This window comes from Marinifilum fragile JCM 15579, assembly GCF_001310955.1.
Lineage (GTDB): Bacteria > Bacteroidota > Bacteroidia > Bacteroidales > Marinifilaceae > Marinifilum > Marinifilum fragile.
The window spans coordinates 28,472-49,105 of record NZ_BAZX01000016.1 but is presented as its reverse complement, the minus strand read 5'-3'; the positions used below and the strand labels follow the sequence as shown (position 1 = coordinate 49,105).

The following is a 20,634-nucleotide window of genomic DNA, read 5'->3' as shown; positions in this document are numbered from 1 at the left end:
ATTTTTACATGAACAAATCATTACTATTGATTAAACCTTATTCTCCACATACTAATTTTTAAAGAGTCTAAAAAAGCATAAGAAAACTTAAACAAGTGTTTAAAATGTTTTAAAACAAACTGCATTAAAAAACCGCCAAACTGCATTATTTCAGCAATTTGGCGGCAACTTTTATTATAAATCAATCAAATCAATTCATAAAAATTATGGAGTTGGAGTCATACCTGCATTGTACTGGCTAACAGTTGCAGTATTACCATTTCCAAATTGTGTTACAAATGAAATGTGTCCATTTCCATACTGATCTACGTCAATCGTGTTATTATTTCCATGCTGGAATGTAGCTGAGAAATTATAATCACCAACTTGATTTGTATTTGCATGATTATTAGAACCAATAAACTGAGTAGATAAAGCAACGTTATTATCACCATCTTGTTCAATTACTGCAGAACTACCTGATACATCATATTGAGCTATAGCAGCAAAGTTTCCATTACCATTCTGTAGAATTGAAGCGAAAGAGAAATCAGATTTTGCCTGATAAATATAAGCTTCATTGTAAGTACCTATCTGAGCAATAGCAGCTGCAGTTAAGAAGTTATCTTCCTGATAAATTCCAGCATAATTAGAATCGCCTAACTGAGCAACAGCAGCAAGAGTTCCTACATTATTTTTTTGGTAAACATCAGCTTCGTTATAATCACCAACTTGAGCAACAAACGCATAAGTATGAGAACCACCAATTTGCTTAACGTAAGCATCGTTTGACATTCCTAACTGTGCAACAGCAGCCAAATTATTTCTACCTTTAATTTGAGTAACCTCAGCTTCATTATATTTACCGTGCTGATAAGTTACAGCGGTATTATTATAACCTTTAATTTGCTTAATATCTGCTTCGTTTTCTTTACCTCTTTGGATTGCATATGCATCATTTCTAGAACCAAACTTCTGTAATATGAATGCATCATTTGAATTACCTCTTTGGTCTACGCTTGCATCGTTAAATGAACCACGAATTTGAACAGTCTTTGCATAATTATTCTTTCCATGCTGATCAATTTCAGAATCATTAAACCATCCTCCAACTTGCTTAGCATATGCGCTATTTCTTCTACCATGCTGATCAATTTCAACATCATTCATAAATCCACCTTTTTGGTATGAGCTAGCATAGTTGCTGCGACCATGTTGATTAATATTAGCGTCGTTGCCAATACCCCAAATTTGATCAACAAATGCACGGTTATATTTTCCATGCTGTTCAACTTCTGCATTATTAAACCATCCACCTTTTTGATCTACAACAGCAAAATTACTCTTACCATGTTGCTTAACCAAAGCAGTGTTTTTAAAAGTACCAAATTGATTGATATATGCCTTGTTAGACATTCCCCACTGACTAATAGTAGCTTTATCTCCTCTACCAAATACCTGGTCAATATCAGCTAAGTTAAAAGCACCAAATTGCATTACTTTTGCATACTCACCGTAACTAAACCACTGGTTTACTTCTGATTTGTTTAAAAATCCTCTTTGCTTAACATCTGCAATACCTCTTGCCGAAAAGAACTGATTTACTGTAGAAATATTGAAACCCTTCTGGTCTACAGTTGCTTTGTTATACCAACCTAACTGAAATACTTTTGAGAAGTTTGTTTTAACTTGAGTTACATATGCTTCATTTCCTAATCCCAGTTGAGTAGCAAATGACATATTAAAAAATCCATTTTGATCAATATCTGCAACATTATCCATTCCTCCCTGGAAAACATCACTAATATTTATAATACCAACTTGCTGAACTGTAGCTGTATTATCATAGCCATATTGTTCAACATTTGAAACGTTAACCTGAGCAAAAGAATATGCTCCTGTTAATAAAACTGCCGCAAGGACAAATAAAAACTTTTTCATGGTTTGAAATTTTAGGTTTAAAGTGAAATTCAGGTTTCCCTGAGTGAATTGTTTTAATTAATTTAATGCACTATTTAAAGTACGATTTGATGATTTATGTTTCTATTCGAAAACTAAATTAAAAAGGAATATTGAAAATAAAATGTTAGTTTACATCAATCATTAAATTTATATGATGAATATTTAAAAGATATTGATCAAATCAAACAAAGTTTTTAAATACACTTCAAATAGTTAATTATAATTAAACAAAACCCTTACAAATCAAGCAATAACGACCATACAGCCATCTTTGCCAAAAAAATTAAGGCATAAAAAAACAGGCTAGAAATTAATCTAACCTGTTAGTAACTTGTTAATATTTTATTCAGCAGACTTTGGTTGCTCTTTAGTTTTTTTTGCGTATCTTTTGTTTTCTTACTCTTTTCTTTTTGTTCTTATCCCAAAGCTTATCGAAATAAAAATTAAGCCCTATTTTACCTTCCAAAAAATAATCATTGTAATGCCCTTGCTTTAATCCATCTACTTCATCATTAAAAATGTAATGGTTCAAAATGGAAAAGTTTAATCCAAATCTGTCATTGAGTAAAAATTCAACTCCAGCACCATAGATTGCTTGAGCATGAATGGAGTTTGACAAATCAAAAGTAAATGCTGATTTATCATGCTCGGAGAACAAACCAAATCCCCCTTCAACATATGGGGTCCACTCCTTGTAAGGCAAAAGTCTATATTTTGCCGTTACATCAAGAGCATTAAACGTTTTTTGAAAATGTTTAGTAGTAGCCAAATCGCCTCTTGTAATACTGGCTTTAAACTGCATGAAAGATTGGGTATCGTACAATAAAGATAAACCTCCACAGGCTTCCATTTCTGTATGACTATAATCTCCCATATACAGCCATGATCCTCCTTCAATACCTAAACCAAATTTATGACGTCTCTTACTTATCAATTGGTCAAAAAAATCTGATTCCTGGTTTTCTTCTTTCTCCTCTACATATTTAGTAATCACTTCGGAATTAACCTCTTCTGGATTTTTAAGATCCCACAAGCCTTCTATAACGCCTTCTATAATTAAAGATTCAACAGCCTTTTCAATAGCTTCCTTCACTGCCATTTCGGATGGTTCATTGTATGTAAATCCAGTTTCAGCTTCTAAAAGCCTCTTAAATTTCACATACCTAAACAGACTTGCATCAACTTTTTGAGACAAAATCATTTTAGAAGTATAAACTGTTTTCAGTATTCTACCATTACTAGTAGAAATTGCGCGCAAATATACCGTAACTCTATCCTGGCGATACTGACCTGATCCACCAGCTGCAAAATACATTAAACCAGCCCCTCCTGTAATTACATTGGCATCATAACTAATAACGCCACCTTCCAAAACAATTCCTGCAAACAACAATGGAGGTAACAATTGAGATTGGTCATCTTTATCAGCATAGTTTGCTCTACTCGATCGAATAATCTTCCTCTCATTCAACAAGTTATTAAGCCCTTCTCGCTCCAAAGGTATAAACCAGCCCGATTCTTCAATTGCCTTTAATAATATTGAGGTTGTACCTTGTGTAACAGCCGTAGACCAATTCGCTCCCGTTTCAGAAGGTTTATACTGTCCTGTTTGATCCCGAAACTTATAAACTGCAGCAACAATCTTCTCACGTGGTTCTGGTAGTCCAATCAAATTCTTCCTAACCGGAGTTTCTGCTCCAATTTCTGCTCGCTGTTCCGTTAATGGTTGATTAAAGTAAGGTACACATCCACTGAAAATAAGAGTTACCAGCAGATAAAATGGTATAAATCTTTTCATATTGAGAGATTTAAAGAGGTATAGTAATTAGTAGTCTATTTTAATAACTTGGAATAATAACATTGGTGTAGTTCCCATTCCGTATATCCTGAATATTAACGGTAACACCACTCGCATCTTCCATTATATCTACTTTATAACTCCCCAAATTATAACTTCCCGTCTCTAAATCTCCTCCTTCTCCAAAAATCTGATTCACCAGCCTACTCGATAACTGGTTTAATATTTGACGATTTAAATTATCTTCAAAATCATCAAGTGGATCTGTCTGATAACTATCCTGTGCGGTAGGGTCCTTTATTTTATCTTGCTGTTTTGCTGAGTTTATCAACCAATTGTAATTGTATGGATTTCCACCAAAATTTGAATTTATTGGAGTATAAACAAAATCCTGAGCCATTGCTCCAATAGGCTGGGCTAAAGAAAATACAGCGACTATGATTATTGCTTTTAAATATTTCATGGTGTATTTATTTTAAGGTTAAAAAATTCCCGAACCTGATTGATCATCTCCATCAAGTTGAGATTTCATACTTTCGTAGTTATTTAAATATCCAGTTGTCTTATATATCGCATAATTTGACATTTGCTCCATGATATCATACCGCGGCTGAACACGTTCTTTAAACACTTCATTATCATTTACCGAAATGGTAATTTGGGTTGCTAAACCTGGTAAAACCATTTCTTTAATGGTAATTGTAAAGTTTTTAGCATTTTTAGGAGCATTCCAAGTTGCATAAAACATATCAAAAAAGTCCCGGCCTACTTTTGATATGGTCTCGTCCATTATCAGTCCATCAATTTCCATATCAAGTTCAGCAGACTCTGCACTTGAATTAGCTTGCTCAGCACTATTTAATGCGTCCTTTAATATCTTCAAAGTTCGCAAAGAGTCTCTCTCTTTCTGAGATTGCTGTGCATAAACTGAATGCGAGCAACAAAATAAATATGAAACAAATACCAATAAGGTAATTGCTCGCAACGAACCTATCATTCTAAATGCTATATAATCAGCCTTCTTCACAATATATAAATATATCGTTTCTAATTTTAAATTCATAAACTTTTACACTACAAAAGACGACTCTTAAGAAATCTTAACTTTTGTTAACCAGTTAATTAAACTTAAACAGATAAATATAATTCTTTGACAATTGGCCATTTTTTATCCATTAAAATTTCGGACATCTAATTGCTCTTATTCTTCTTTTCTTTCTAAAATAGTGTGATCCTGAACAGGATGTGCGAGTTTTCCCTAATAAATATGTTATAGAAATCTCATGAGCTCCTGAGTTGGTTTTAACCAATTTTGATACTACATAGTCATAGGAGTAGCCTATTCTTAATCTATCTGTTTGATATCCTAAAAGCACAATAAACGCATCATAATCAAATGATAGATTTTGTCTAAACCAAGTACCAACAACCCAATTGGTTCTAGAAAAATACAATCCATAATTAATTTGCTCAAAATCTTGCTGCTTCTGATACAAAATATTTGGCGAAATCATGAAATCACTTTTCATTAAGCCTCTTGAGTATCCAACAGGAATTGCTGCGCCTGCATGAACTGTATACTTTCTTGGCAAAGCAGCTGAATTATTCTCACTATCAAATGCTTCATCGGGTTCTGATAAATGATCAGCAACCACTCCCAGATAAAAGTTTTTATAATTTGCCACCATCCCAAGCGAAAAATCAATATAAGAATGTGATAAACTCCCTGGTTGTATTTCTCTCCCTGGATATATAACGCCATACAAAGGATCAATCATATCTGAAAAAACCAGAGATTCCCAATCTAACTTTCTTTGTACATATGTAGCTTTCAAGCCTGCATTCACCGAAAAATTTCTATTAATATTAAGGGAGTAGGAATACATACCCGAAGCCATTGTGGTTTTGATTGCACCATCGCCTTGATTATCTTGAATCAGCAAAAGTCCTAATCCTCCATGCATTATATCAACATACTGATCGAAAGAAGCTGTATAGGTTACAAAAGGTTTGTTGTTTTGCGGCCATTGATTTCGATATGATAATGATGCTACAGGAGCAAACTCTGATCCTGCTAAAGCCGGATTTAAGTACAAACGATTGGCATAAAATTGAGAGAATTCAATATCCTGTGCTTTGACAACCTGCGAAAGCACAATCAAAATGATTATATGAACAATTCTCCATTTTATCATCTTACCTTATTAAAGATACGGAGCCATCCTGTTTTGACTTCCCATTTATAATAAGAGTCCATACATAAACTCCTGTATTTACAGGCTTCCCTTTATAGGTACCATCCCATCCTACTCCTAGATCAGTAAATTCATAAATCATTTCCCCCCAACGGTTATAGATATACATTTCAATTTCTTCTCCTGCTATATCTCCAGTAATTACCGGACCAAATGTATCATTCAATCCATCGCCATTGGGTGTAAATGCGTTGGGAACAAAAATCCTATATCGATCTACATATACCATAATGTCATCTTCTCCCACACATCCATTGAAATCAGTAAATACCAATGTGTATTTTCCTTCCTCAGTTACTGTATAAGTGGATGACGTAGCCCCATCCTGCCACAAGTAAGTACCAGGTAAAAATTTTATCTCAATTGCCGGAGCCAACACCTTGCTCTCTGTATAAAAAATGGTTGTATCCGCACCCAAATCAAAAGTTGGTACATCATGAACGATAAAATTAACAGTTGATGCATTTTCACACATACCATCAGTAACCTGAGTATATAAAACCAGATTATTACTTATTTGATGTGATAAAGGATTATTCACAGCATCAGATAAATCTACATCCTGAAACCATGATATAATTGAACCCGAACCAGATACCCTCAAATCTAAATTTGACAAATTATAATTGTTTACTACCCCTCCTCCAGCTTCATCTTCGCACAACTCAATGACCAGATCAGTTGCTACAGGCAAAGGATTTACGAAAAAATTTAATCTCGCAATATTTTCACAGCTATTGCTATTTGTTACCAATGCGTAATAAGAACTTTGATTACTCACCATTTGATTACTTAGATCATTTACAGGTATAGTTAAACGATCGTCCTCATACCATTGAATTGTAGCATTGGGGTCCTGACTTAATGAGCTTTCAAAATCAGTAAGGTTAACATTATCAATGGATGAACTACCAAATGTTTCTTCACACAGGGTTTCTGTTACTGTTGCGGTTTCAGGCAAAACTGTAATTGTGAAATCAAGTTCTGCAAAACTTTCACAATTTCCATCCCACACACGGGCATAGAAAATATCTCCATCGGAAACCTGCACATTGCCAGGGTTCACAATAGCATTTGTATATGAGGCATCGGAATACCATACTAAAGATATACCTGAGCTTGAACTGATATTACTTTCATAAATTCTTAAATCTTCACCATTAACAAGACCTGTATTAAAATTATCTTCACAAAGAACTACGGAGTAATTCTGAGCCTGAGGAAGTGAATTAATTGTAAAATTGATTTCCCCAACATTACTTTCCACTCCAAAGCTAACTCTCACAAAAAAATCATCTCCATCGTTAACTGCTGCGCTTGATGGATTGGTTACAGGAAGATTTAAACTTGAATCGAAAAACCATTCTTTTACGGTTCCTGGATCATTATTTACAGCAGGCTCTAATTGAGTTAAATCATAGCCTGAAACTGCCCCTGATTCTTGATTATCCTCACAAAGTTGAATTTGTAGATCATTAGCTTCAGGCAATTGTCGAACATTAAAAGTAATACTACCAACATTTTGACAATAGGTATCTTGCACCAATGCATAAAAAGCATCATTATCAGAGGCACTAACATTATCGGGTGTCAAAACTGCGCTCATTAGTCCTGCATCATTAAACCAAGTAACTAAAGAAGCACTTCCTCCATTTATTCTAGAGTTATAGTTCAGAAGATTTATTCCCGTGGCCACTCCCGTTCCGAAACTATCTTCCCATACATCAACAACAATATTCAATGCTGTTGGTAAGCCTCTTACAGTATATGTTACAACAGCAACATTCGTATTTAATCCGTCATCAACAGTGGCAAAATATCTAACACCATTAGTGGCATTCACATTTGTTGGATCAGGAATAGGATTTGTTGGTAAACCATTGGGCTCAGTCAGCCAATCAAAAAACCATGCAAATGTATCGCCATTCCCCTCATTAATTTGATTTTCAAGCAAGCTTAAATCTACAAGTGCACTACCACTTGCAGCAACATCTTCACAAACCTCAGGAAAAACATCTCTGGCAACAGGGGTATTTATAACTAAAAACTGAACTGTAGCAACATTTGAACAACTCGCATTGGAAACCAGAACGTAGAAGATATCACCATCCACCACATCCTGCGAACTTGGATTTGGAACCAAATTACTCAAATCAGAATCGAGGAACCATTCTACGCTTACAGCTTGACCTCCTGTTATTGCATTATTATTAATTGTTAAGTCAACACCAGTAGCTGTCATTGATCCTGGAACATCTTCAAACTCAGTAATTGTTTGGTTGTTTGCAATAGGTAGTGACAAAACCGAATAGGTAACAATCGCGGTATTAGACTCACCTCCACTCTCAACCAAAACATGAAATTGTTGCCCATCACTTACGGTTGCATTTGTAGGATCACTCACCAAATTTGTAAGACCGGCATCATTATACCAAGTAACCGTACTTGTAGTTCCGCCATTAATAGCTCCATTTAAAGTCGTTAAATCGATATTGGATGCGATTCCACTACCCGCAATATCCTCACAAATATTAATATTCTGATCATTTGCAATAGGTGATGATCGAACAATAAACTCAACACTTCCACGATTTGTACAACTGCCATTATCTATAAATGCATAGAGAATATCACCATCACTTACTGTTATATTTCCAGGACCAGAAACCAAATTTGTAAATGCCGCATCTTCGTACCAAACAACTGTGCTTCCATTAGAAACAGTATTATCATAAGAAGTTAGGTCCACACCTGAAGCCGTTCCACTACCAAAAGTATCTTCCCATAATTGAATTGTAATATCATTGCCTTCAGGTAGACTTTCAACGGTATACGTTACTGTAGCAACACTTGATCCTGTTGAAGTATTAACCTCCGCATAAAACACTTCCCCATTGGAAACCGTCCTATTGGTTAGATTGGTAACTGGGTTTGTTAATCCAACATCATGAAACCAAGTTACTGAAAATGCATTTCCATTGGCAATTGCATTTTCGAGTTGAGTCAAATCAATATTCGAAGCTATTCCTGTATTATAATTGTCTTCACAAATCACTGGGTTTTGATCAACCACCTGTGGTAATGCATTTACTGTTACAGTTACTACCGCCACATTAGAACAATTTCCATCATCTATTTGTACCCAAAATTGCTGACCATTCGTAGCACTCACATTGGTAGGGTCAGGAACTACTGATGTAAGTCCTACATCAGAATACCACACATAAGTAATGCCTGATTCTCCGTTTATTGCAGTTTCGAGTGCCGTTAGATCAATGCCAGTAGCCACACCTCCACCACTCTCATCCTCCCATACAGCAATATTTTGATCATTAGCAGTTGGCAATGTATTTATAACAACAGACTGTGTTACATTATCGGTACCTCCTGAAATTAAATTTACCTCTAGATTAACATCATAAGTTCCTGCTGCCGGAAAAACATGAGTCACTGTAAATGGGTTTACACTGCTTGTTTGTGAAGTTCCATCTCCAAAATCCCAGGTTGCACTTGCAATATTGGTTAAATCAGAAGTAATGGTAAACTCTGTATTATCACCTTCACAATCGTATAGGTAAGCAAATTCGAGACTAAAAATACTGGTGACAAAATTGGGTAGTCCTAACCAACATCTTCTTCCCGACAGATTTTTCGAATCTGCCGCAAAGTTACTTCCTGCTCCCGCAACATCTGGGTTGTTAATCACATCCAAATTTAAACTACCACTTGTTGCTGAATTATTTGTTTTGGCCATATAAATTCTATTATCTGGCGCCAACTGCAATGCACCATAATACCATGCACCACTTCCAATTAATTGTACAGAGGCATTTATGGTAGCCTCGTTATTCGATGAAATATTGAATTGGTACATTTCACCTAGCGTATACAAACTCACATATAAAAATTCAGATGAAGGAGAAAATTCCACACCATAAGGAGAAGTATAACCGCTAATCTGAATCGGATTTGAAACCTGTCCAGTAGAAGTATTAAAATCAAATAATTCTACCATATTTTCCGTGTATATCGCAACTGCAAGCTTGTTCCCATTTGGGGAAGTTTTCATATAACCAATTGAAGATCGTCTGTCAGAATTATGAACGATTCCTACGGAACTGGTAACGGCAGCAGATAAGCCTGCTGCACTTAATTGATAAGCCCGAAATTGTCTACTTCCCCACTCATGAGTCAGTACCCAAAAATCGGTACCATTTGCATGTTTTACAGCTGTAACCTTTTCGCAAACTTCATTCCCATACACCACAACATTTTTGGTAGTAACTTGTCCTAAACCACCATTCATAGACATATCCACAATTGAATATCTCAAACCATTTCTTAATGCATTTTGATGAGCATCAACAGTAAAAATATAATACAACACACTACTTCCAGGTTGTTGTACAATGATTGAAGATTGTGTTGCCGAAACATTTCCATCCAATCCATCTCCATTTGCCATTTGAGCATGATTCTTATTATACACCGTAATTCCATCGGTATAAAACAAAAGATCACCCTGAGCATTACAAACAGTTGCACATCCTTCTTCTGTATTTAATGCTCCATCAGTTAATGGTACTGCCGGATCTACATTAAAATTTAAGCCGGCATTTTCGCCAAAATACCAAACCCCAGCACGTTTTTGAGCAAATATCTCCGAAAAAAAAGAAAGAAATATAAATACAAATACTATGTTTGCTTTTAGCCTCATAAAACAAATTTAAAAGCTTGTTTACTTTTGCTTAAATTTTGATTTTCTTTTACTTACACTCAATTTACAAAATAATGGTCATCATAACACAACAAAAGGCAACTAAAAAAATCAGGCAATAATTTCAATATTCCGAAGCTATTCCTGATTTTTAATATTAGTTAAACGACTGCAGCCAAAAAAAATTAGCTTAGTCCCAAATAATCAAATAGTTTTGATTTAACATTAGCAGTTAGAGGTCTCTTTCCATTAAGAATATAAGACAAATAAACATCTGTAATCCCAATAATTTTGGCTACTTTTTTCTTCTTGTCATCAAGAATTCTAAGTCTCTCTTTAATTCTTACCAAATCGTCTTGAACTTCTTGTGTCATAACTGTAGTTTTAAATTGAATAGAATTGAATAATAAGGTTTGTTTCTTTCATTTAACCAGATGGGAAGTAAGCATTGTGCCTACTCCCTCACCAAGTTAATTTTCTGCAAATTTTAACCAATTCATGGTTAGGTTTTAAAGTGAATAGAACAATTAGTTCGGACTATAATCCAATCCAGAACCAATAGCTTTTTTAAGGTCAAACAATCTTAATTGCTTTTGCAACAGATCGTAATTTGTATATAAAGTTTTACGGTTTCCTATTTTTGAGGTCTGTTCTTCTCTATCAACTGTAATAACAACTTTTGTTTTCTTAAAATGATCATTAATGTATTTTAACATATCTAAGTTGGAAAGCGCTTTAAGAGGGATAATTACCAGATCAATAGATGTTTTATTAAGAATAATTTCAGTTTCAACTGGATCATCTGCAAAAAAAGCCTGTGCATCCAAACTGTTAATATATTCTTTCAATTCACCTATTAGTGATCTATTCTCTTTTATAAATAAAATATTCATTGTCTTTCCTGATGAAGGAAGAATTTTAAAACTATTACCTTCCAATATTAAAACACTCATACACTTAGATATTAGAACGCAATTCACTATTCAATCAAAGTGCCAAGATTTATAACCCACTGATTTATTGTGTATTAATTAAATTGTTGAATTATTTTTTCTCTTGATAAATATCCACAAACGGATATATAAGTTTAAGAATATTAAAACAGAATACTAAAAGCCTGCTATTCCAGTACATGCGGTTTTTTTAGTAATTTTATCCACTTTCGGATATTACATTTTGATTAATAATTGTACTTTTAAGAACAGCCTGATTTTATTGATTTTACAATTTAAAATTGTATTTAAAAAGTGGATATATCCGAAAGTGGATGCAAAAAAAATCTGGAATAATCCAGATTTTCATTTTTCAATTTTGTACTTTTTGATTCGCCGATCTAAGGATTGCCAAGTAATATTTAATAAGTCTGCGGCTTTGGATTTATTATAGTTTGAACGCTCTAAAGCCTTGAGAATACAATTCTTCTCCACCAATTCCAAATCCAAAATCTCCTCGGTAGGATAATGATAATGATCAGAATAGTTTTCTTTAACCTCGTTTAACTGAAAATGAGATAATCCCAATTTATTGGTATCGCAAATAATTACTGCTCGTTCAACCATATTTTTCAATTCTCTCACATTTCCAGGAAATTCATAGGCCAACAACTTTCTTACAACCGCTTCGTCTACTTCATTTATGTTTTTAGCCATTATCCTATTAAAATATTTCACAAAATAATCCAATAGCAAAGGAATATCTTCCTTTCGTTTTCGCAACGGCTCCAGATGAATCACAAAGGAACTTATCCTGTGATATAAATCTAAACGAAATCCTTTTTCAGTACTTAGCTCTTCTAAATTTTGGTTGGTTGCAGCAATAATTCTTGTATCGAAAGGAATTTCAATATTAGAACCTACCTTTCTAATCTTTCGATCTTCTAAAACACGCAGAAACTTCGTTTGTAAATTTAACTGCATATCACCAATTTCATCTAAAAAGAGAGTTCCCTTATTTGCAGCCTCAAACCATCCTGTTTTGGTATCAGAAGCACCTGTAAAAGCACCTTTGGTATGTCCAAAAAATTCACTTTCGAACAAGGTTTCTGGTATCGCACTACAATTTACGGCATAGAAACAATTTTCTTTTCTACTGCTTAAATAATGAATTGCTCTAGCCACCAATTCTTTACCAGTACCACTTTCTCCTGTTATTAAAACCGATGTATTCTCTGTTTTGGCAACCTTACCAATTAAATTTATAAGATTCTTCATGTGGCGACTTTCTCCAACAATTTCGTAGCCCATCGCCTCATAAAATTCTTTCGATATGATTGAATAGTTTCGTTTTACTTCTTGTAAACTCTTGTTCAGATTAACAAATTTCTTTGTTCGCTCAATTGAATGCTCAACATCTCTCAATCGAAATGGTTTTGTGAAAAAATCGGAAGCTCCTAATCTCATTGAGTGAATCACCGAATCCATCTCACTATAACCACTTATCATGATTACTTCAATATCTGAATGTTCTTTTTTTATCTTCTCAAGAACATCCAATCCACTCATTTCTGGCAAATTAACATCAACAATTGCAATATGAACTTCATTACGATCCATAATCTCAAAAGCTTCAGAAGGCGTACTGGCTTTGAAAATATGGAAATTTGGATCAATAAGGAACTCACTCAGTTCGTCACGAACCAGTTGTTCATCATCCAAAATCAAAATTCTTAGATCACTTACTGAAATCATAGTGGTTGTATAGTGTTAACTTTCCTTAAAATATACCTATTTTTTCTCTATCATTTGTTCAAATGGGAAAATTAATTTCATTTCTGTGTACTGATTTTTCTTACTTCGAACTTTAATTTCTCCATTCATTTTTTGTACTATATTCTTGCTAACATACAAACTCAAGCCTGAATTCGTTTTTTCTTGCTTTGTTGAATAAAAAGGCTCAAAAATGGAATTCAAATTCCTTGGATCTATTCCCTCTCCGAAATCTTTAATCGATACAACGACCTCATTTCCTACTAATTTTGTCTTTACCTGAATTTTATCTTCCATACTCTCATTAGAATTACTTCTTTTCAGTTTTTCACCGATTGACTCATATGAATTATTCAGAATATCAACAATAACTTTCTGCAGTTTATACTTATTTCCACATATATAAAGCGAATCAGGATCAGCTTTCAATTGAATATCAACATTTGAGTTTTTGTACTGCTTTTTCATTAAATTAACAGCATCCTGAACTACATTATTTACATTCACCGAAGCATCACAGCTTTCGTTTTGTGATGAGTTGAAAATACTAATTTGAGATAGGTAAGTTTTTATTCTATCAATATCTCTAAATACCTGTTGACACTTCTCTTCTATATATTTCTTGTCAATGATATCTTTGGACAATCTTAGTAAAATGTTATCTATAATCATCGAGATCCCAGAAAGTGGTTGATTGATTTCATTGACCACACTGCTTGTCATTTTTCCCAAAGATTCGAGCTCTGATTTTTGAGTTAGCAATTGATTTTGATACTCATTGACCAATAGTTCATGGTCAATTTTATTCTGCATTTCAATTGCATTCCTCTCAAGCTCTTTTCCATGAACTTTTAAATCTGAAATAACAGATTGATATTTATTCTCTATAATTTCTTCACCATTAGGTTGAGGTAATTCGTTCATCAATAAACGAGTACTTCGCTCATTATATGCAAAAGCAATTAATATTACTTTTTTCAAATTCCCATTTTTAGATAGAAGATTAATAACATCAAAAACAAATTCTCTCTTTCTTGCTCTAAAATTCAACAAATCTTCCACTTTATCCACAAAAAGCTGAGGAATAAAATTAAAGAAACTTAAACTTGTTGTTTTTTTCAGATCATTACATTCCAGCAACTTACACCCTAAATCATTTACAAAAACAATCTCATTATTTCCATTCAATTCAACAAAGGCCCTATCATGATACTCTTCTCTCTCAAAACCTAGACTACTTTTAAGAGTCGTTTCCATTTCAACATCTTCGGTCACATCCCAAGCCACTCCGGTATAAATGAGTACATCCAATTTCGAATTATACTCCACATTTATTTCAAGGTGAATATGCCTTATCTTTTGATCCTTTGTAATGATTCTATGCTTTAGTTCAAGTTTTTGATTTTCTTTTGTACTACTATTAAGAACATTATCAAATGCTAGTAAATCTTCCGGGTAAAACTTCTCCTTAATGCACTCCAATACATTATCAATCTCCTTATCAGAGATCTCATAAATGCGATAAAATTCTGTTGATCCTCGAAGTATTTTTGTATAAGAATCCCATTCAAAGCTTCCCACTCTTGCAAGTTTCTGAATTTTACGGATCATCAATTCTTTCTTTATCAATGAATCCTTCAAGAGTTTTTTATCTGAAACATCTCTACCAACAATATGATAGTACATTTCATTAAATGCCATTTGCTTAAAAACAGTCCATTCTATCCATTTTTGTTCCTTCTGGTGATTTTTAATCGGTTTTTCTAATATAATTGATTGGCTTTTACCATTCATTTGCTTAATGGCTACCGATATTTGATCAGACAATTCACTATTAATATCTGAAACTGAATTCACCGAAACTCCATCTAAAGAATAATTAAAGAAATCAGTAAATGCCTTATTGGCAAACTCTATTTTTAAGGAATCATTAATTTTAAAAATCAACTCACTCTGCCCCTCTATAATAGTTCGGTAATTGCTTGCTAGATTTTTAAGCCTGTTTTCAAAAAGTTCTTTATCCCTTAAGGCAAGGTTCAACTTCAAATTTTGCTGCTCTTTCTGCTTTCTACTTTTGTACAGCTCCAAAAAGATATTCACCTTGTTTTTTAGAATTGTAGAGTTAAAAGGTTTCATGATGAAATCTACACAGCCACAATCGTAACCTCTTTGTTCACTTTCTTTATCAAGATAAAACGCAGTAATATAAATGATAGGAGTTGTAGCATTCTTTTGTCCAGATCGGATTTTTTCGGCTAGGGCAAAACCATCCATTTGCGGCATCTGAATATCAAGAAGAATTACAGCATATTCTTTCTCATCCATTTTTCGGATGGCATCCAATGGGGATTGAATCAACTCAAGTTTTGCATCTAATTTTCCCAATACAGCTCCAATTAGATCCAAATTCTCCAATCTATCATCCACTACCAAAACTTCAGGAGTAAAATTAAATCCCATACGCTACTGATTAATCTTAACTAAAACGATATATAGAAAAAAAATCCCCTAAATAGGGAGTTTCTCTTTTATTCCATTATTCTTGTTTAATCAAAATTAAAACGAATACGTCTAAAAATCAATGCTATTGTGATTAACAATGCATAATACTCCTTGAGAAGTACTAAATTCTTGGTCAACTATCCGAAAATGGTTATCAAGTTTTCAAACTAAAACTCTAGATAAGAGCACGAAGAGCTTCATCAAGTGTTAAATATTTATACTCAAATCCCTCTTTTTTCAGGCGATTCGGAAGAACGGTTTGCCCATTTAACAGAACAGTAGAAGCCTCACCAAGTAATATCCTCAAAATGAATGTTGGTACATGACAAAATGCAGGTCGTTTTACTGTTTTTGCCATCAATTTCGTGAAATCACCATTATTGATACTTTCCGGAGCAACTAAATTGTAAATTCCTTCAGATTTTGCTTTAATTACAAAGCCATATGCCTTCATCAAATCATCAATATGGATAAATGGGAACATTTGCTTGCCCGATCCCAAACGACCTCCAATTCCTAATTTGAAAAATGGCAATGATTTTTGAACAATTCCTCCTTGTTCACTTAAAACTACTCCTAGTCTAAATATTGTTGTTGCTACTTCCAGTTTTTGCATTTCCATTGCTGCCTGTTCCCATTCAATGCAAATTCTACCTAAAAAATCATAAGAATATGCTATACTTTCCTCTGAATGCTGATCTCTGCAATTGTATATTCCAGCAGCCGATGTACAAATAAATTGTTTGGGCTTATTTTCAAGCAAAGCAACTGCTTTACATAGGTTTTTAGTCGTTTCTACACGACTTTCGCGAAGTATTTTTTTTCTTCTTTTGGTCCACCTTGAAAGAATTGATGCTCCCGAAAGATGAATAATTACATTTGCACCGTTAAGCAATGTTGCCAAAGATTTTGCATCTCCATACAATCTTTCCCTGGTAATTTTTAAAATCTCGGCTCCAAGTTCAGCTTGTAAGTAATCACATAAATGTGAACCTACCAATCCATTACTTCCTGATATTGCAATTTTCATCTGCTTTGAATTTTTCTTTCTGTTACCAAATGGTTCAGGTAATCATCAGGATTTAGATGAATTGATTCAAACGATAAATCCAGAGTAATCTCCTGCTAAAAATTTCTTCAAATCGGCACCAGTAATTCGTACTTTAATATTTCCACCCATAATGTAAGAGATATTCCCCGTTTCTTCAGAAACTGTTATCACATGCGAATCTGTTGCCTGGCTCATTCCAATGGCAGCACGATGTCGTAAGCCCAAACTTCCAGGAATATTAGTACTATCCGTAACCGGCAAAATACAGCGAGCAGCAAGAATTCTATTATTGGCAATGATTACCGCTCCATCATGTAAAGGAGAATTTTTAAAGAATATTGACTCCAACAAGGTTCCGGAAACTCTTGAATTTACAATCTTCCCTGTTTCAGCATATGGCTGCAAATCGGAATTCTTTGCAATTACAATTAAGGCTCCAGTTTTCGATTTAGACATGTGTTCACATGCCGAAACAATTGATGCAATTTCTTGTTTTTCGAATCCAACCTCGTCTTTTCCAAACCAATTCTCTAAACTAAACTTCTGATTAATATTGTACCTAGAACCCAGAATGAGTAAAAACTTCCTTATTTCTGGCTGAAAAACAATAATCAAAGCAATTACACCAACTCCGATAAATTGCCCCAAAATGGTACTCAACAACTCCATATTAAGAGCACGAACGAACATCCATGTTAAGTAGAATAGAAATAATCCCACAAAAATATTGATGGCAACTGTTCCTCTAATCAGAAGGTAAACTTGATACAAAAGAAATGCTACCAAAAGAATATCCAGAATATCGAAAAGTCCAAGAGTGATAAAAGCAGTGATCATTATATATTTAAATTCGGTCTATTAACAAAATTACAATTTTATATGAAAATTTATTATTTCAATTGTGATTTGATCATATTATGCAGTTTTACGCATTCTACAGCCTCTTTCACGTCATGAACACGCAGAATATCTGCTCCATTCTCCAAACACATCATATTTAATGCAGTAGTTCCATTTAGGCTTGAATCAGGCGTACCTCCAAGGTATTTGTAAATCATAGATTTTCTTGACAAACCAGCTAAAATCGGCAAATTAAAATCAGAAAAATCATTTAATCGTGCTACAATTTCGTAATTGTGCTCCAATGTTTTTCCAAAACCAAAACCAGGATCCAGAATCACATCCTTTACTCCATAATGATTAAGCTTCATAATTCTCTCCTCAAAAAAAGTCTTAATCTCACCAATTAAATCATTGTAATAAGGATTCTTCTGCATGGTTTGGGGGGTTCCTTTAATATGCATCATGATGTATGGAACTTGAAGTTCTCCAATGGTTTCAAACATATTCTCATCCATAGTTCCTCCCGAGATATCATTGATTAAACAAGCTCCAAATTCATTTACAATGCTCTTTGCAATGTTTGCCCTAAAAGTATCAATAGATAGAATTGCCTGAGGGAACTCATTTCTAATTGCCTTTACAGCCAAAGTCATTCTATTGTACTCTTCTGCTTCACTAACATCTTCAGCACCTGGTCGTGTAGAAAATGCTCCAATATCGATTATATCTGCACCCTCCGAAAGAATCTTCTCTGCTCGGTTTAAAATAGTTTTCTCATTGGTATAACTTCCACCATCATAAAATGAGTCTGGAGTAATATTTAGAATCCCCATTACCAAAGGAGTTTCAAAATTTATTGAATGATTACCACACTTAATCATAGGAATATCGCTGTTAAAACAATTAGTTTTTTAATTTTGCATAAGCAATTTGAGTGATCAAATACAAGCAAAAGTAAAATAAAATACCATGGCTTTGCCTTATTTAGTACTTTTACGGGAAAATTTCTAAAATAAACTATGAATAACACAGACCAACAGTACAATCATATTATTGAAATCTGTACGGATATCTTCACAAAAAAAATGCAAGACTATGGAACAGCCTGGAGAATTCTTCGCCCAAGTTCCATGACTGACCAAATCTACATCAAGGCACAGCGTATTAGAAGCATTGAAACAAAAGGAACTAGTAAAATAGAAGATGATATTCGTTCAGAATTTATTGGTATTGTGAATTATGCAATCATGGGAATCATTCAGTTGGAACTAGGAACTTCTGATGAAGAAATGGATCATGATAAAGCATTGGAACTGTATCAGAAATACTTTAAGGAAGCAAAAGAATTGATGGAAGCGAAAAACCACGATTACGATGAAGCTTGGAGAAGTATGAGGGTAAGTTCTTTCACTGATTTGATTTTAATGAAGATTAATCGTACAAAACAAATTGAAGACAATCAGGGAAAGACCATAATTTCTGAAGGAATAGATGCCAATTATTTTGATATGATTAATTATTCGGTTTTTGGTCTGATTAAAATTGAATTTGAAAACGCCTAATAAATCCAAAATCAAATGAGTTTAATTCGATTTTTCAGCCGTCTGATTGTTGGCTTAATTTTCATTTTCAGCGGATTTGTAAAAGCAGTTGATCCAATGGGATCGACCTATAAATTCACCGATTATTTTACTGCATTTGGATTGGATGCACTTACTTCGCTAGCATTCCCTTTGGCAATTCTTTTATCAACATTGGAATTTGCCGTTGGTTTAGCTCTTGTTTTCAATGCAAGAAAGCAACTTTCTGCTTGGGGTGCTATCATATTTATGGGCATTTTTACACCACTAACTTTGGTTTTGGCAATAACCAACCCGGTTACAGATTGTGGTTGCTTTGGTGATGCTTTAATTCTTAGTAACTGGGAAACCTTTGGAAAGAATGTAATTATTCTTGCTCTTACACTGCTTTTGTTTTTTAGCAGAAAACAAAAAGAGAAATCATATCCTTTATGGGAACAAAACTTACTTGTTGCTTTCTCGATTGTTTTCTCAGTCGGAATTTCACTTTATTCCTACAAACATTTGCCAATTATTGATTTCAGACCCTATCACATTGGTGCAAACATCAGTGATGGTATGATTATACCCGATGGAGCTCCTGCCGACGAATACCAGAGCATTCTGAAGTATGAAAAAGATGGTGTTGTGAAAGAGTTTGATGAAACCAATTATCCTTGGCAAGATAGTACTTGGGTGTTTGTTGACTCGGAACAGATCAAAATTAAGGAAGGTTACACGCCTCCAATTCACGATTTCTCGATTTCAAATGATACCGAAGGAGATATTACCGATCAGGTATTGCATGATGAAAATTACACTTTCATTTTGGTATCGAAAGAAATTGATAAACTGAATGAGAAAAGTCTTCCTAAAATAAAGGAGCTGGCAATGTTCGCTTTGGAAAAAGGCTACTCCTTTATTGTTTTAACCGCTTCCGGAACACAGGAATGTGAAAATTTTAAAGCAAGTCGTGAATTGCCAATTGAATTTTACAATACTGATGAAATTCAGGTGAAAACAATTGTAAGATCAAATCCGGGATTAATTCTGATTAAAAACGGAACCATTCTGGACAAATGGCATTACAATGATTTCCCTGCTGTTGAAGAGCTAAAAGGTGACTTGGCAGCACATTCAATTACGAAACATCAAAAATTAAATATCAAACTAGTATTTATTAGTATTACTTCAACTTTGCTGTTGCTAATCTGCTTGTTCTTATTAGTTGGCAGAAAATCAAAAGCAAGAAAATGATTACAA

15 protein-coding genes are annotated in these 20,634 nt (G+C 34.0%); 2 read left to right on the top strand and 13 right to left on the bottom strand.

Annotated elements, in window-relative coordinates; translation table 11 throughout:
• Nucleotides 1-204: 204 nt before the first annotated feature.
• The 13 genes from JCM15579_RS12595 to folP form a co-directional block, all read right to left on the bottom strand.
• Complete coding sequence (locus JCM15579_RS12595; RefSeq protein WP_054720654.1) at nucleotides 205-1,920, bottom strand: hypothetical protein; 1,716 nt, start codon at nucleotides 1,918-1,920, stop codon at nucleotides 205-207.
• A gap of 388 nt (nucleotides 1,921-2,308) precedes the next feature.
• Entirely contained in the window at nucleotides 2,309-3,739 is a 1,431-nt protein-coding gene (locus JCM15579_RS12590; RefSeq protein ID WP_054720651.1) for a CsgG/HfaB family protein, read from the bottom strand.
• Between the two features lie 40 nt (nucleotides 3,740-3,779).
• Nucleotides 3,780-4,202, bottom strand: a complete 423-nt coding sequence (locus JCM15579_RS12585; RefSeq protein WP_054720649.1) for a curli production assembly/transport component CsgF — start codon at nucleotides 4,200-4,202, stop codon at nucleotides 3,780-3,782.
• 18 nt (nucleotides 4,203-4,220) lie between these two features.
• On the bottom strand, nucleotides 4,221-4,802 hold the full coding sequence (locus JCM15579_RS20275) for a CsgE family curli-type amyloid fiber assembly protein (protein ID WP_054720648.1): 582 nt from the start codon (nucleotides 4,800-4,802) through the stop codon (nucleotides 4,221-4,223).
• Nucleotides 4,803-4,914: 112 nt separating this feature from the next.
• A complete protein-coding gene (locus JCM15579_RS12575) occupies nucleotides 4,915-5,934 on the bottom strand; it encodes a PorP/SprF family type IX secretion system membrane protein (RefSeq protein WP_054720646.1) in 1,020 nt (339 codons plus the stop codon).
• Nucleotide 5,935: 1 nt separating this feature from the next.
• Entirely contained in the window at nucleotides 5,936-10,711 is a 4,776-nt protein-coding gene (locus tag JCM15579_RS12570) for a T9SS type B sorting domain-containing protein (protein ID WP_054720645.1), read from the bottom strand.
• 185 nt (nucleotides 10,712-10,896) lie between these two features.
• Nucleotides 10,897-11,085: a helix-turn-helix domain-containing protein gene (locus JCM15579_RS12565; RefSeq protein ID WP_054720643.1), complete on the bottom strand. Its 189-nt coding sequence runs from the start codon at nucleotides 11,083-11,085 to the stop codon at nucleotides 10,897-10,899.
• A 153-nt stretch (nucleotides 11,086-11,238) separates the two neighbouring features.
• Nucleotides 11,239-11,664, bottom strand: a complete 426-nt coding sequence (locus tag JCM15579_RS12560) for a hypothetical protein (protein WP_054720641.1) — start codon at nucleotides 11,662-11,664, stop codon at nucleotides 11,239-11,241.
• 345 nt (nucleotides 11,665-12,009) lie between these two features.
• Nucleotides 12,010-13,398: a sigma-54-dependent transcriptional regulator gene (locus tag JCM15579_RS12555; protein WP_054720639.1), complete on the bottom strand. Its 1,389-nt coding sequence runs from the start codon at nucleotides 13,396-13,398 to the stop codon at nucleotides 12,010-12,012.
• A 36-nt stretch (nucleotides 13,399-13,434) separates the two neighbouring features.
• Entirely contained in the window at nucleotides 13,435-15,876 is a 2,442-nt protein-coding gene (locus JCM15579_RS12550) for a response regulator (protein ID WP_054720637.1), read from the bottom strand.
• A 217-nt stretch (nucleotides 15,877-16,093) separates the two neighbouring features.
• Nucleotides 16,094-16,948, bottom strand: coding sequence for a TIGR01777 family oxidoreductase (locus tag JCM15579_RS12545; protein ID WP_054720635.1), 855 nt, complete (start codon nucleotides 16,946-16,948; stop codon nucleotides 16,094-16,096).
• A gap of 66 nt (nucleotides 16,949-17,014) precedes the next feature.
• A complete protein-coding gene (gene cdaA / locus JCM15579_RS12540) occupies nucleotides 17,015-17,806 on the bottom strand; it encodes a diadenylate cyclase CdaA (RefSeq protein ID WP_054720633.1) in 792 nt (263 codons plus the stop codon).
• 53 nt (nucleotides 17,807-17,859) lie between these two features.
• Nucleotides 17,860-18,693 (bottom strand): dihydropteroate synthase, encoded by an 834-nt coding sequence (gene folP / locus JCM15579_RS12535; RefSeq protein ID WP_054720631.1) that lies wholly within the window; start codon nucleotides 18,691-18,693, stop codon nucleotides 17,860-17,862.
• Between the two features lie 138 nt (nucleotides 18,694-18,831).
• Between folP and JCM15579_RS12530 the strand changes: the two genes are divergently transcribed.
• Nucleotides 18,832-19,374, top strand: coding sequence for a DUF1599 domain-containing protein (locus tag JCM15579_RS12530; protein ID WP_054720629.1), 543 nt, complete (start codon nucleotides 18,832-18,834; stop codon nucleotides 19,372-19,374).
• Between the two features lie 15 nt (nucleotides 19,375-19,389).
• Nucleotides 19,390-20,628 (top strand): BT_3928 family protein, encoded by a 1,239-nt coding sequence (locus tag JCM15579_RS12525; protein WP_054720628.1) that lies wholly within the window; start codon nucleotides 19,390-19,392, stop codon nucleotides 20,626-20,628.
• The last annotated feature ends 6 nt before the right edge of the window (nucleotides 20,629-20,634 follow it).